Annotated in this window: 11 protein-coding genes; 3 read left to right on the forward strand and 8 right to left on the reverse strand. The window is 65.9% G+C overall.

Annotated features, from left to right (window positions below):
* Positions 1-38: 38 nt before the first annotated feature.
* From BMI01S_RS26035 to rpsB, 6 genes are all read right to left on the reverse strand, one after another.
* Complete coding sequence (locus BMI01S_RS26035; protein ID WP_028211418.1) at positions 39-848, reverse strand: phosphatidate cytidylyltransferase; 810 nt, start codon at positions 846-848, stop codon at positions 39-41.
* Positions 842-1,618, reverse strand: a complete 777-nt coding sequence (locus tag BMI01S_RS26040) for an isoprenyl transferase (protein ID WP_028211417.1) — start codon at positions 1,616-1,618, stop codon at positions 842-844. Before BMI01S_RS26040 ends, BMI01S_RS26035 begins: the two co-directional genes overlap by 7 nt.
* Positions 1,619-1,703: 85 nt before the next feature.
* On the reverse strand, positions 1,704-2,264 hold the full coding sequence (gene frr / locus BMI01S_RS26045; protein ID WP_028211416.1) for a ribosome recycling factor: 561 nt from the start codon (positions 2,262-2,264) through the stop codon (positions 1,704-1,706).
* Between the two features lie 92 nt (positions 2,265-2,356).
* A complete protein-coding gene (gene pyrH / locus BMI01S_RS26050; RefSeq protein ID WP_028211415.1) occupies positions 2,357-3,073 on the reverse strand; it encodes a UMP kinase in 717 nt (238 codons plus the stop codon).
* A gap of 268 nt (positions 3,074-3,341) precedes the next feature.
* Entirely contained in the window at positions 3,342-4,223 is an 882-nt protein-coding gene (tsf, locus tag BMI01S_RS26055) for a translation elongation factor Ts (protein WP_028211414.1), read from the reverse strand.
* A gap of 211 nt (positions 4,224-4,434) precedes the next feature.
* Positions 4,435-5,190 (reverse strand): 30S ribosomal protein S2, encoded by a 756-nt coding sequence (gene rpsB / locus BMI01S_RS26060; protein WP_028211413.1) that lies wholly within the window; start codon positions 5,188-5,190, stop codon positions 4,435-4,437.
* Between the two features lie 423 nt (positions 5,191-5,613).
* Between rpsB and map the strand changes: the two genes are divergently transcribed.
* The 3 genes from map to BMI01S_RS44085 all read left to right on the forward strand — a co-directional run bounded on the left by map (position 5,614) and on the right by BMI01S_RS44085 (position 11,451).
* The gene (gene map, locus BMI01S_RS26065; protein WP_028211412.1) at positions 5,614-6,435 is read left to right on the forward strand and encodes a type I methionyl aminopeptidase; all 822 of its coding nucleotides are present in this window, start codon (positions 5,614-5,616) and stop codon (positions 6,433-6,435) included.
* 307 nt (positions 6,436-6,742) lie between these two features.
* Entirely contained in the window at positions 6,743-9,322 is a 2,580-nt protein-coding gene (locus BMI01S_RS26070) for a [protein-PII] uridylyltransferase (RefSeq protein WP_028231863.1), read from the forward strand.
* A gap of 26 nt (positions 9,323-9,348) precedes the next feature.
* Positions 9,349-11,451 carry a pseudouridine synthase gene (locus BMI01S_RS44085; RefSeq protein WP_081723500.1) on the forward strand — a complete coding sequence of 701 codons (2,103 nt, stop codon included), beginning with the start codon at positions 9,349-9,351 and terminating at the stop codon, positions 11,449-11,451.
* 81 nt (positions 11,452-11,532) lie between these two features.
* Here the strand turns inward: BMI01S_RS44085 and def are convergent, their stop codons facing one another.
* On the reverse strand, positions 11,533-12,066 hold the full coding sequence (gene def / locus BMI01S_RS26085; protein WP_028211408.1) for a peptide deformylase: 534 nt from the start codon (positions 12,064-12,066) through the stop codon (positions 11,533-11,535).
* Positions 12,063-14,141 (reverse strand): NAD-dependent DNA ligase LigA, encoded by a 2,079-nt coding sequence (gene ligA / locus BMI01S_RS26090; protein WP_028211407.1) that lies wholly within the window; start codon positions 14,139-14,141, stop codon positions 12,063-12,065. Before ligA ends, def begins: the two co-directional genes overlap by 4 nt.
* Positions 14,142-14,197 lie beyond the last annotated feature (56 nt).

Below are 14,197 nucleotides of genomic sequence, written 5' to 3' on the forward strand. Positions count from 1 at the left end.
CCGAGCGTCTCTAACCGAGCGTCTCTAAACAGGCACCTCTAGCCAAGCAGCAGCATGGCGAGCGGCAGCACGGGCAGCAACGCGTCGATGCGGTCGAGGACCCCGCCGTGACCGGGCAGAAGGCCGCTCGAGTCCTTCACGCCAGCCTGGCGCTTGAGCATCGACTCGAACAGATCGCCGACCACGCTGAACGCGACCAGCACGGTAAGTACGAAAAGCGCACGGCCAAGTCCGGTCTGGGCCGCGAGCGCGGAATACAGCGTGGGTTCGAACGCGTGAAGCGCGATCGCCGCGCTGGACACGACCATCACGGCGGCCCACCCGCCCACGGCGCCCTCCCACGTCTTGCCGGGGCTGATCGCAGGCGCGAGCTTATGCTTTCCGAATGCCTTACCTGCAAAGTATGCGCCGATATCGGCCAGCCATACGACGAGCAGAAGGGACAGGACGAAAGCCACGCCCGCCGTGCGCGCTGCCACCAGCGCATGCCAGCAGGCAGCGAACAGGATGAGCCCGGCAGCGAGCAGGAAGGCGCGCCAGGCGCCCGCGGCCAGCACCGGCTTGCGCAGCAGCACGTACGGGCCGGCGATGATCCAGAACACCGCCGCCGCCTGAAAGAGCGGCAGCGGCGTCGGCAGGCGCGTGCTGAGCACGACGACCGCCGCCGCGACCACCGCATAGACGATCGAGCCGGTGGCGCCGGCCTTCAGGAGGCGCGCCCACTCCCACGCGGCGAACACGACCACGACGCCGATCAGCGCGCCGAACCACGCCACCGGCGCGTACAGGGTAACTGGCAGAAAGACGGCCAGCAGGACGAGCGCCGTGATGACGCGGGTCTTCAGCATGAAAGCGAATCGACGTTCTGGGCGACGACCTGCGCGCTGGTGCGGCCGAAACGGCGCTCGCGCTCGGCGTACGACGCGATGGCGCGGTTGAGCGCTTCGGCGTCGAAATCCGGCCAGAACGTGTCGGTGAAATAGAACTCGGCGTACGCGAGTTGCCAGAGCAGGAAATTGCTCACCCGCTGCTCCCCACCCGTGCGGATGAACAGATCGGGCTCGGGCGCATAGGCCATTGCGAGATGCTGGGCGAACGAGTCTTCGGTCACGGGCACCGGCTGGCCCGTGGCCGCGGCCTCCTCGACCAGCTTGCGGGTCGCCTGCATGATGTCCCAGCGACCGCCGTAGTTCGCAGCGATCGTGAGCGTGAGACGGGTATTGCGCGCGGTCCTGGTTTCCGCGCGGCGGATCAGGTCCTGGATGCGCTCGTTGAACATCGACAGGTCGCCGACCACGCGCAGGCGGATGCCGTTCGCGTGCAGCCGCGCCACCTCGCGCTCGAGCGCGCTGACGAACAGGCGCATGAGGAACGAGACTTCGTCGGTCGGGCGGCGCCAGTTCTCGGAACTGAACGCGAACAGCGTGAGGTACTCGACGCCGCGCTCCACGCACGTCTCGACGACCGAGCGCACGGCGTCCACGCCGCGCGTGTGGCCTGCGACGCGTGGCAGGCGGCGCTGCGTTGCCCAACGGCCATTGCCGTCCATGATGATCGCGATGTGGCGCGGTACGGCCGCCACGTCGGGCACGTGAACGGTTGAGCTGGTATAGGTCATGGCCGTCGGACTATAACTGCTGTGAAAAAAGGAAATCGCCGGGAAACACATCCAGACACCCAGCGAATCTGCGAGCCCGAGGGCCTCAGACCGTCATGATCTCGGCTTCCTTCGTCTGCACGAGCTTGTCGATCTCGGCCACGAAGCGGTCCGTCAACTTCTGGACGTCGTCGCCGCCGCGGCGCTCGTCGTCTTCGGAAATCTCCTTGTCCTTCACGAGCTTCTTGAGCTGCTCGTTCGCGTCGCGGCGCAGATTGCGCACGGCCACCTTCGCCGTTTCGCCTTCGTTCTTGACGATCTTCGTCAGTTCCTTGCGGCGCTCTTCGGTGAGCGCGGGCATCGGCACGCGGATCAGATCGCCGTGCGTAGCCGGGTTCAGGCCGAGATCCGACTCGCGGATCGCTTTTTCGATGACCTGGACCATCTTCTTTTCCCACGGCTGGACGCCGATCGTGCGCGCGTCGACGAGCGTGAGGTTCGCGACCTGCGAGATGGGCACGGGCGAGCCGTAGTAGTCGACCTGGATATGGTCGAGCAGACCGGTATGGGCGCGGCCCGTGCGGATTTTCGCCAGGTCGCTCTTGAACGCTTCGATCGAGCGCTGCATTTTCTGCTCGGCGCCCTTCTTGATGTCAGCCACAGCCATTTTGATACCTCCCAACCTTGATAACGGTACGGGCCCGCCGGCGCGCTGGTGGGCGGCGCGGCCCGTGTTCGAATCTCTCGTGAGACGAGAGTTTACACGTGGACGAGCGTACCTTCGTCTTCGCCCTGAACAATGCGCTTGAGGGCACCGGGCTTGTTGATCGAAAAAACCCGGATCGGCAGCTTCTGGTCGCGGCACAGCGCGAACGCGGTGGCGTCCATGACCTGCAGGTTGCGGCCAATTGCCTCATCGAAGCTGATCGTCGAATAGCGCGTGGCGCTCGCGTCCTTCTTCGGGTCGGCCGAGTAGACGCCGTCGACCTTCGTGGCCTTCAGCACGACCTCGGCGCCGACTTCCGAGCCGCGCAGCGCGGCAGCCGTGTCGGTGGTGAAGAACGGGTTGCCCGTGCCCGCGGCGAAGATCACGACCTTGCCCTCTTCGAGCTGGCGGATCGCGCGGGGGCGGATGTACGGCTCGACGACCTGGTCCATGCGCAGCGCCGACTGCACGCGCGCCTCGATGCCGGCGTGGCGCATGGCGTCCTGCAAAGCCAGCGCGTTCATCATCGTCGCCAGCATGCCCATGTAGTCGGCGGTCGCACGGTCCATGCCGGCTGCGCCGCCCGCGACGCCGCGGAAAATGTTGCCGCCGCCGATCACGACCGCGAGCTGCGTGCCAAGCCGCACCACTTCGGCCACGTCCGCAACCATACGTTCGATCGTGGCGCGATTGATGCCGAATGCATCATCGCCCATCAGGGCTTCGCCGGAAAGTTTGAGCAGGACGCGTTTATAGGCGGGTGTGGGCATGGAGGTATCCAGAATCGCGCGCAAAGGGCAATAACTTGAAACTGTAGGGGTGAAATACGGCTTCGGGCAAGCGCCGCAGAAATTGCGAAGATTGCCGACGCCGCGCGCGGCGGGGACTGCCTTGCGCGGTGTCGCTACGCTGCCCACCGCGGCGGATTGCTCCGCCGCGATTTACGACTTGTACAAAATGCGAATGCAGACTGCGGTACTGCAACAACTGCGGTTGCCGCCGGCCGCGCAATCCGCGCCCGGGCGGCGATGACCGTCTTTATTGCTGCTTTGCAGCAGCGACTTGCGCGGCCACTTCGGCGGCGAAGTCGTCCTGGCGCTTCTCGATGCCTTCGCCGACGACGAACAGCGCGAACTTCTGCACCGACGTGTTGGCCGCCTTCAGCATCTGTTCGATCGTCTGCTTGTCGTTCTTCACGAACGGCTGGTTCAGCAGCGAGACTTCCTTCAGGTACTTCTGCACCGAGCCTTCGACCATCTTCGCGACGATCTCAGCCGGCTTGCCCGATTCGGCGGCCTTCTGCTCGGCGATGCTGCGCTCCTTGGCGATCAGGTCGGCCGGCACGTCGTCCGACGACAGCGAGACCGGCTTCATCGCGGCGATGTGCATCGCGACGTCCTTGCCCACTTGCTCTTCGGCGCCCGTGTACTCCACGAGCACGCCGATGCGCGTGCCGTGCAGGTACGAAGCCAGCTTGTTGGCGGTTTCGAAGCGCGCGAAACGGCGGATCGAGACGTTTTCGCCGATCTTGCCGACCAGCGCGAGACGCACTGCGTCGACCGTCGAGCCTTCCAGCGGCAGGGCCGACAGGGCTGCGACGTCAGCCGGGTTTTGCGCGGCGACCAGCTGGGCCACCGTGTTCGCGAAAGCGAGGAAGTCGTCGTTCTTGGCGACGAAGTCGGTTTCGCAGTTCAGCTCGACCACGGCACCCGCGTTGCCGCCGATGAACGAAGCGATCACGCCTTCAGCCGTGACGCGCGACGCAGCCTTGCTCGCCTTGTTGCCGAGCTTCACGCGCAGCAGCTCTTCAGCGCGCGCCAGGTCGCCGTCGGCTTCCGTCAGGGCCTTCTTGCATTCCATCATCGGCGCGTCGGTCTTTGCGCGCAGTTCTGCCACCATGCTTGCGGTAATTGCCGCCATCATTCGCTCCTTGAGTCTGTCAGGTACACGCCGCCGCGCTTTTGGACGCGGCCGGCAGAAATTCGTTTCCGTTTCCGCCTGCGGAGAAACGCTTTCTTACAGCTGTTTCTACAGGGCTACGGTGCCGCATAGATGACGCGGCGACGAAAGTCGCGGCTTAAAAAAAAGGGGCCTATGGAAAGCCCCCTTTTCTTGCCGGACACGGGGCAGCTTACGCCTCCGAATTGACCTCGACGAACTCGTCGTCGCCGTCGTTGCCGCGCGCGGCCGCAACCACGTCGTTGACCGCGTTCGCACGGCCTTCGAGGATCGCGTCAGCCACGCCTTGCGTGTAGAGCGCAACGGCCTTGCTCGCGTCGTCGTTGCCCGGGATCACGTAATCGATGCCTTCCGGCGAGTGGTTCGTGTCGACCACGGCGATCACGGGGATGCCCAGCTTGTTCGCTTCCGTCACGGCAATCTTGTGATAGCCGACGTCGACCACGAAGATCGCGTCCGGAATGCCGCCCATGTCCTTCACGCCGCCGATCGACTTTTGCAGCTTGGCGATTTCGCGTTCGAACAGGAGCGCTTCCTTCTTGCTCATCTTCTCGAGCTCACCCGCTTCCACGGCTGCTTCCATGTCCTTCAGGCGCTTGATCGAAACCTTCAGCGTCTTGAAGTTGGTCAGCATGCCGCCGAGCCAGCGCGCATTGACGAACGGCATGCCGGCGCGCTGCGCTTCCTCGGCGATCGTGTCGCGCGATTGACGCTTCGTGCCGACGAACAGGATCGTGCCGCGGTTGGCTGCCAGTTGACGCACGTACTTCAGCGCGTCGTTGTACATCGGCAGCGTCTTTTCGAGGTTGATGATGTGAATCTTGTTGCGATGGCCGAAAATGAAGGGGGCCATCTTCGGGTTCCAGAAGCGCGTCTGGTGACCGAAGTGGACACCGGCTTCCAGCATTTGGCGCATGGTAACTGCCATGAGAAATTCTCCGCTAGGGTTTGGGTCTGAAGCCGGCTGCCGTATCGTTGCGCCATCCCGCTCTCTTTGGGATCGGCGCGCACGACACCCTGGGTGCGCCGGCTCGCGAGTGTGCTGCCAGGAGAAAATGCTTCCGAATGTTCTCCGTGCGCCCCACCGTGTTCCTGCATTCCCGGCAAGGCGCTCCGCGGCAACGGCGGATTCCGCCGCGACCCATGCAAATATAAAACACATGGGAAGCGACTTAGCCGGAGAGTATAGCACGCAAACGACGCCCCACTCAAGCCAGCTATTACCCGCGGAACAAGGCGCAGATCCTTGCAAGCACGGCGCACCGGACCGCGGCCCGCCTTTTCAAAAGCCAGCGACCGCTTGCATTAGGTGCGATAATTCAATATTCGACTGCATTTTCGGGCGCACACCATGGCCATTTCGATCAAGAACGAACACGACATCGCGCAAATGCGCGTCGCCTGCCGGCTGGCGAGCGAGGTGCTCGATTACATCACGCCGTTCATCACGGCCGGCGTGACCACCGGCGAGCTCGACCGCCTGTGCCACGAATACATGACCAATGTGCAGGGCACGGTGCCCGCGCCGCTCAACTATCAGCCGCCCGGCTACCCGCCCTACCCGAAGGCGATCTGCACCTCCGTGAACGACGTGATCTGTCACGGCATTCCGGGCGACAAGGCGCTGAAGAACGGCGACGCGCTCAATATCGACATCACGGTCATCAAGGACGGCTATTTCGGCGACACGAGCCGCATGTTCATCGTCGGCGAAGGCTCGATTCTCGCAAAGCGGCTCGTGCAGACCACGTATGAGTGCATGTGGCTCGGCATCGACCAGATCCGGCCGGGCGCGCACCTGGGCGACATCGGCCATGCCATCCAGCGTTACGCCGAAAGCCAGGGCTACAGCGTGGTGCGCGAATACTGCGGCCACGGCATCGGCACGGTGTTCCACGAAGATCCGCAGGTGCTCCACTACGGCCGACCCGGCACCGGCATCGAACTCGTGCCCGGCATGATCTTCACCGTCGAGCCGATGATCAACGCTGGCCGCCGCGACATCCGCACCATGCCGGACCAGTGGACCGTGAAGACGAAAGACCGCAGCCTCTCCGCCCAGTGGGAACACACGGTGCTCGTGACCGAAACCGGCTACGACGTCCTGACAGTCTCGGCGGGCACGCCGGCCAAGCCGGCCATCGTCGCGCAAATGGCGGGCACGGCGGCCTGACGGCCAACCGAAAGCTCCGGAAAAGGGCTTCGTGGCGTGATCCGGCGCAAAATGGATGCGGTCGCGAGGTGCACTTGCGCCGCATTCCAGCCCGGTGCAAGCAGGCAGTGCAGGCGGACACGCCGCGCAGCGCCCGCGCAATGACGTAGCGAACGACGGAACATTCAACGAAGCACCCGACGCAGAACCAGCCGACAAACCAACGTGGCGGCAGCGCCGCCCTGACGGGAGCCGACATCCGCGAGCGCGAGGCTTCCCCGCGCGCGACCGGCCACCCGCCCAACCACGCCACACACGATTCCAGCCCATGAGCGCTCCCGCTGTCGCCGTTCCCGATACGTCGTCGCTGAAGTCCGACTACAAGGCCGCCAAGGCCCAGTTGCTCGAGCGATTCAGGACCGCAACCAACGTCGACTCGTTGATGCGCGCCCTCGCCCGCACGACCGACGACACCTTGCGCAGCGCATGGAACCTCTGCGAGCTGCCGGCGACGCTGGCGCTCGTCGCCGTGGGCGGCTTCGGCCGCGGCGAGCTCGCGCCCTGGTCCGATGTCGATATCCTCGTGCTGCTGCCGGACGACGAGGCGCTCGCCCCGCTCGAAGCACGCATCGAGCGGTTCATCGGGCTCGCATGGGACCTCGGGCTCGATATCGGCAGCAGCGTGCGCAGCGTCTCGCAATGTCTCGAAGAGGCCGCCAACGACGTAACCGTGCGCACGTCCCTGCTCGAGGCACGCCGCATAACGGGTAGCGCAACGCTCTTTGGCGACTTCGCGCAGCGTTACCGCGACGCCATGGATCCGCGCGCGTTCTTCCAGGCGAAGGTGCTCGAAATGCGCCAGCGCCACGCGCGCTTCCAGGACACGCCTTACTCGCTCGAACCCAACGTCAAGGAGAGCCCCGGCGGACTGCGCGACCTGCAACTGATCCTCTGGATCACCGAGGCCGCGGCCTTTGGCAGCAGCTGGAAGGAACTGGATCAGCGCGGGCTCATTACCGGGCGCGAAGCGCGCGAGCTGCGCCGCAACGAAGCGTTCCTCAAGGCGCTGCGCGCGCGACTGCATGTCATCGCGGGGCGCCGTCAGGACATCCTCGTGTTCGATCTGCAAACGGCCGTGGCCGAGAGCTTCGGCTTCAAGGCAAGCGGCGCGCGGCGCGCGAGCGAGCAGCTCATGCGCCGCTACTACTGGGCGGCGAAGGCAGTCACGCAGCTCGCCACCATCCTCATCCAGAACATCGAGGCGCAGCTCTTCCCGAGCACGAGTGGCATCACGCGAACGCTCTCGGACCACTTCGTCGAAAAGCAGGGCATGCTGGAAATTGTCAGCGACGACGTGTTCGAACGCGAGCCGCACGCGATTCTGGAAGCGTTCCTGCTCTACGAGCAGGTGCCCGGCGTGAAGGGTCTCTCGGCGAGGACCCTGCGCGCGCTCTACAACGCGCGCGAGACCATGGATCAGAACTGGCGCCGCGACCCGGAGAACCGCCGGCTGTTCATGGAGATTCTCAAGCAGCCGGCCGGCATCACGCATGCCATGCGGCTCATGAACCAGACCAGTGTGCTCGGGCGCTACCTGCTGAATTTCCGGCGCATCGTCGGGCAGATGCAGCACGACCTTTACCACGTCTACACGGTCGATCAGCACATCCTGATGGTGCTGCGCAACATGCGCCGCTTCGCCGTGGCCGAGCATGCGCACGAGTATCCGTTCTGCAGCCAGCTCATCGCGAACTTCGAGCGCCCCTGGGTGCTCTATGTCGCGGCCCTGTTCCATGACATCGCGAAGGGCCGTGGCGGCGACCATTCGCAGCTTGGCATGGCCGACGCGCGGCGCTTTTGCCGCGAGCACGACATCGCGGGCGACGATGCCGACCTGATCGTCTGGCTCGTCCAGCAGCACCTGACCATGAGCCAGGTCGCGCAGAAGCAGGACATCACCGACCCCGAGGTCGTGAAGCGCTTCGCGGATCTGGTCGGCACGGAGCGGCGCCTTTCCGCGCTGTATCTGCTGACGGTCGCCGATATCCGCGGCACGAGCCCGAAAGTCTGGAACAACTGGAAAGGCAAGCTCCTCGAAGACCTTTACCGCTCGACGCTCGCCGTCCTTGGCGGCGCCCAGCCCGACGCACATTCGGAACTCAAGACGCGCCAGGAGCTGGCGCTCGCCCTGCTGCGCCTCGAGACGGTGCCGGAGCACGCGCATCGAGCGCTGTGGGACCAGCTCGACGTGGGCTACTTCCTGCGCCACGACGCCGCCGACATCGCCTGGCAAACGCGCGTGCTCTACCGCCATGTCGAGGCGCCGGAACCGGTCGTGCGCGCGCGCCCGTCGCCCATCGGCGAGGCGCTCCAGGTGCTCGTCTACGCGAAGGACCGCCCCGACCTCTTCGCGACGATGTGCGCGTACTTCGACCGCAGCGGCCTCTCCGTGCTCGACGCGCGCGTGAGCACGACACGCCACGGCTATGCGCTGGACAACTTCATCGTCGCCCACACCGAAGGCGACGTGCATTATCGAGATATCGCGAACCTCGTCGAACAGGAACTCGCGGCGCGGCTGAGCGCCACCGGCAAGGCACTGCCCGAGCCGTCGAAGGGACGCCTCTCGCGCCTGTCGCGCACCTTCCCGGTGACCCCGCGCGTCGACCTGCGCGCCGACGAGCGCGGCCAGTACTACATCCTGTCCGTGTCGGCGAACGACCGGCCGGGCCTCCTCTATTCCATCGCACGCGTGCTCGCCGAACACCATGTCGGCGTCCACGCGGCGCGGATCAATACGCTCGGCGAACGCGTGGAAGACGTGTTTCTGCTCGACGGCTCGGGACTGTCCGACAACCGCCAGCAGATTCGCGTCGAGACCGAATTGCTGCGCGCCATTGCAGTGTGAATGACCCAAGCGAAATACCCAGATCCATGCGAGCCAAACTGACAGCCAAACATCCGCGTCCGACCACTCCGGAACGCGCCCCCGTCCGCCGCGGCAGCACGACCGCGCGTAAGCCGGTGCGGCCGGCTGAGGTGCGGCCGGCTGAGGCGCGGCCGGCTGAGGCGCGGCCGGCATCGGCTTCCAAAACGGGGGCGGCGAAGCCCGCGCGCACCTCCACCGGCCGCACGGCGACGCGCACCGCCGATGCGCGCCCAGGCGAACGCCCGGCGCGGCCGGCGACGACGCGCGAGCGCGACAGTTCGAGCCGCCCGGCGCGGCCCGCTCGCGAAGGCGGCTTCGGCGACGACCGTCGCCCGGCGCGGCGTTCAGCCGATGAACCACGAGGCTTTGCGCGTGGCCGTGAAGAAGGCAGCGAGCGACGTTTTACGCGACGCACGGAAGGCGATGACCGCCGCCAGCCGCCCAGCCGCGACGAAGGTGGTGAGCGACGTTTCGCGCGACGCACCCAAGGAGACGAACGCCGCCCGCCGCGCAGCCGCGAGGAAGGTGGTGAGCAACGTTTCGCACGGCGCGCCGAAGGCGACGAACCCCGCCCGCCGCGCAGCCGCGAGGAAGGTAGTGAGCAACGTTTCGCACGGCGCGCCGAAGGCGACGACCGCCGCCAGCCGCGCACCCGCGAGGAAGCTGGTGACCGACGTTTCGCGCGACGCACGGAAGGCGATGATCGCCGGCCGCCCCGCAGCCGCGAAGAAGGCGGCGAGCGACGTTTCGCGCGACGCACGGAGAGCGATGATCGCCGGCCGCCCCGCAGCCGCGAGGAAGGCGGTGAGCAACGTTTCGCACGGCGCGCCGAAGGTGGTGACCGGCGCTTCGCACGCCCCGCCGAGGGCGGCGACCGTCGCCCGCCGCGCAGCCGCGACGAAAGCGGTGAGCGACGCTTCGCAGGCCGCGCCGAAGGCGACGACCGCCGCCCGCCGCGCAGCCGCGAGGATGGCGGTGAGCGACGTTTCGCGCGCCGCACGGAAGGCGACGACCGCCGCCCGCCGCGCAGCCGCGAGGATGGTCGTGAGAGACGCTTCGCGCGACCCACGGAAGGAGACGACCGCCGACCGCCGCGCAACCGGAGCGAAGGCGGCGAGGAGCGCTTCACACGTCGCACAGACAGCAACGACCGCCGCCCCGCACGGGGACGCGACGAGGGTACTGAGCGCAGTTTCGCGCGCCCGGTGAAATCCACCCGGAGCGACGACCATCGAGTTGGCGGCGATCGCAAATCCGCCCGCCCCGTCAAGTCGGCCGACAAGCCATTACGCCGCAGCGACGACGCCGGATCGGCGCCGCGCCGTGCGCCGCGGGAAGAAGTCGACGGCGACAACACGCTGCGCCTGTCCAAGCGCATGTCCGAACTGGGCCTGTGCTCGCGCCGCGAAGCCGATGAATGGATCGAAAAAGGCTGGGTGTACGTCGATGGCGAAGTCGTCGACACCCTCGGAGCCAAGGTCACGCCCGATCAGCGCATCGAGGTCGACCCGGCCGCGCTCGCCGCTCAGGCGCGCCAGGTGACGATCCTGCTGCATAAGCCCGTTGGCTATGTGTCGGGCCAGGCGGAGGACGGCTACGAGCCCGCCGCCACGCTCATCACCGGCGAGAATCATTGGGAAGGCGACCGCTCGGGCATTCGTTTCTCGGCAAAGCATCTGCGCACGCTCGCGCCGGCAGGCCGGCTCGACATCGACTCGACGGGCCTGCTCGTGCTGACCCAGGACGGTCGGGTAGCCAAGCAGCTGATCGGTGAGAGCTCGGACATCGACAAGGAATACCTCGTACGCGTCACCTATAACGACATCGACACGGAAATCGATCAGCACTTCCCGGCTGAGCTGCTGGCGAAGCTTCGCCACGGCCTGTCGCTCGACGACGTGCCGCTCAAGCCAGCCCAGGTGAGCTGGCAGAACGGCGAGCAGTTGCGCTTCGTGCTGCGCGAAGGCAAGAAACGCCAGATCCGCCGCATGTGCGAACTCGTCGGCCTCAAGGTGGTGGGTCTCAAGCGCGTGCGCATGGGCCGCGTGCTGCTCGGCGCCCTGCCGCAGGGCCAATGGCGCTATCTGGCGGCTGACGAAGCGTTCTGACGCGACTCCGCCGTAAACACCGCGCCGAATGAATAAACGGGAGCCATCGGGCTCCCGTTTTTTCTTGAGAAGATCCGACGTTCAGTCGTCTCTGCTCGGGTCGAGTTCCGGAAACAGCACCTCGGTAAAGCCGAACTTCGAGAAATCGGTGATGCGCATGGGGTACAGCTTGCCGATCAGGTGGTCGCATTCGTGCTGGACGACCCGCGCGTGAAAACCCTCGGCCACGCGCTCGATGGGCGTGCCGTACTGGTCGAAGCCGTTGTAGCGGATCATCGAGTAGCGGCTTACCGCGCCCCGCATGCCCGGCACCGAAAGGCAGCCCTCCCAGCCCTCTTCCATGTCGTGCGACAACGGATGAATGACCGGGTTGATGAGCACCGTTTGCGGCACCGCCGGCGCCTCGGGATAGCGCTCGTTTTGCTCGAAACCGAAGATCACCACCTGCAGGTCCACGCCGATCTGCGGGGCAGCGAGGCCCGCGCCGTTCGCCGCATGCATGGTGTCGAACATGTCGGCTATGAGTTCGTGCAGCTCGGGCGTATCGAAGTGATCGACCGGCTTTGCGATGTTGAGCAGGCGCGGATCGCCCATCCTGAGAATTTCGCGAATCATGTCGTTTGCCCCTCCAGGAGCTTGCGCATTCCTTCTTCGTCGAGCACCGGCACACCAAGTTCCTCGGCTTTCGCAAGCTTGCTGCCCGCGTCGGCGCCCGCCACCACATAATCGGTCTTCTTCGACACCGAGCCGGCCACTTTCGCACCGGCTGCCTCCAGCATCTCCTTCGCCTCGTCGCGCGCGAGCGTGGGCAGCGTGCCGGTGAGCACCACCGTCTTGCCTGCCAGCACGCCCACGGGCGCCCTCGGCGCGGGCGGACCTTCCGCCCATGTTACTTTGCCCGGCGCACGCAGTTGCTCGATCACTGTGCGGTTGTGCGCTTCCGCAAAGAACTCGTGAATGGCGAGCGCGACGATCGGCCCGACATCATTCACTTCGAGCAGTTCCTCGACCGAGGCGTTCATGATCGGATCGAGCGAGCCGAAATGCTTCGCAAGGTCTTTGGCCGTCGACTCGCCCACGTGCCGGATGCCGAGGGCGTAGATAAAACGCGCAAGCGTCGTGGACTTGGCCTTTTCGAGCGAATCGAGCAGGTTCTGCGCCGACTTGTCCGCCATGCGATCGAGTTGCGCGAGCGTGCCGAAGCCGAGATTGAAAAGATCTGCGGGCGTGCGCACGAGGTTCTGGTCGACCAGCTGGTCGATGATCTTCTCGCCCAATCCGTCGATGTCGAGCGCCCGGCGCTGGGCGAAGTGCCACAGTGCCTGTTTGCGCTGCGCCGGACAGAAGAGGCCGCCCGTGCAACGCGCGATCGCTTCGTCCGGCAGGCGCTCGATGCGCGAACCGCACACAGGGCAGGCGCTCGGCATCACGAACTCGCTGGCGTCGGCAGGACGCCGGTCGAGCAGCGCACTGACCACTTCGGGAATCACGTCGCCCGCGCGGCGCACGATCACGGTGTCGCCGATGCGGATGTCCTTGCGGCGCACTTCGTCTTCGTTGTGCAGCGTGGCGTTGGTCACGGTCGCACCGCCGACGAACACCGGCTCGAGCCGCGCGACCGGTGTGATGGCGCCGGTGCGGCCCACCTGCACGTCGATCGCCAGCAGCTTCGTGAGCGCTTCCTGGGCCGGGAACTTGTGGGCGAGCGCGAAGCGCGGTGCGCGCGAGACAAAACCGAGCGCGTCCTGCTCGTCGCGGCGGTTCACCTTGTAGACCACGCCATCGATGTCGTACGGCAGGCTCTCGCGTTTCTCACCCACGGCGCGGAAAAATTCGAGCAGACCTCGCGCACCCTTCACGACCGCGCGCTCGGAATTCACCGGCAAGCCCAGTTGCTCGTACCAGTCGAGCAGCTCGCTATGAGTGGCCGGCATCGGCTCGCCCTCGAGCACGCCAATGCCATAGGCGAAGAACGATAGCGGCCGCTGCGCCGTGATTTTCGGATCGAGTTGCCGCAGGCTGCCCGCCGCAGCGTTGCGCGGATTCGCGAATTCCTTCTGGCCGGCGTCGCGCTGCCGCTGGTTCATGCGCTCGAAGTCGCGGCGGAACATCAGCACTTCGCCGCGTACGTCGAGCACCTTCGGCACGTGCTTGCCCTTCAGGCGCAGCGGCAGCGAGCGAATCGTGCGGACGTTCTCGGTGACGTTCTCGCCGGTCGTGCCGTCGCCGCGCGTGGACGCCTGGACAAATACGCCATCGACATAGCGCAGCGAGATGGCGAGACCGTCGAACTTGAGTTCGCACGCATACTCGACCCCGGCGGCATCGACGGACTGGGTGCCCCCGATCTTGCCAAGCGCATCGGCCACGCGCTTGTCGAACGCGACGATGTCGTCGTCGGCGAAGCCGTTGTTGAGCGAGAGCATCGGCACGTCGTGCACCACGGGCTCGAAGCCCGCGGCCGCCTTGCCGCCCACTCGCTGGGTAGGGGAATCAGGCGTGACGAGATCCGGGTGCTCTGCCTCGAGCTGCTGGAGTTCGCCAAACAGCTTGTCGTATTCCGCGTCGGGCAGTTCCGGCTGGTCGAGCACGTAGTAGGCGTGATTCGCCCGCTCGAGTTCGGCGCGCAACCACGCCGCGCGCTGCGCAGCGGTGACATCTTCGGGAGGACGGGCGGGGGTACGGACCATGCCTTGGGCAACTCGCTTGGAAAAGATTTCGGACGTCAGATTATCTCAGGAAGCGG

The sequence above is a fragment of the Paraburkholderia mimosarum LMG 23256 = NBRC 106338 genome, from assembly GCF_000739815.1.
In the GTDB taxonomy this organism is placed as follows: Bacteria; Pseudomonadota; Gammaproteobacteria; order Burkholderiales; family Burkholderiaceae; genus Paraburkholderia; species Paraburkholderia mimosarum.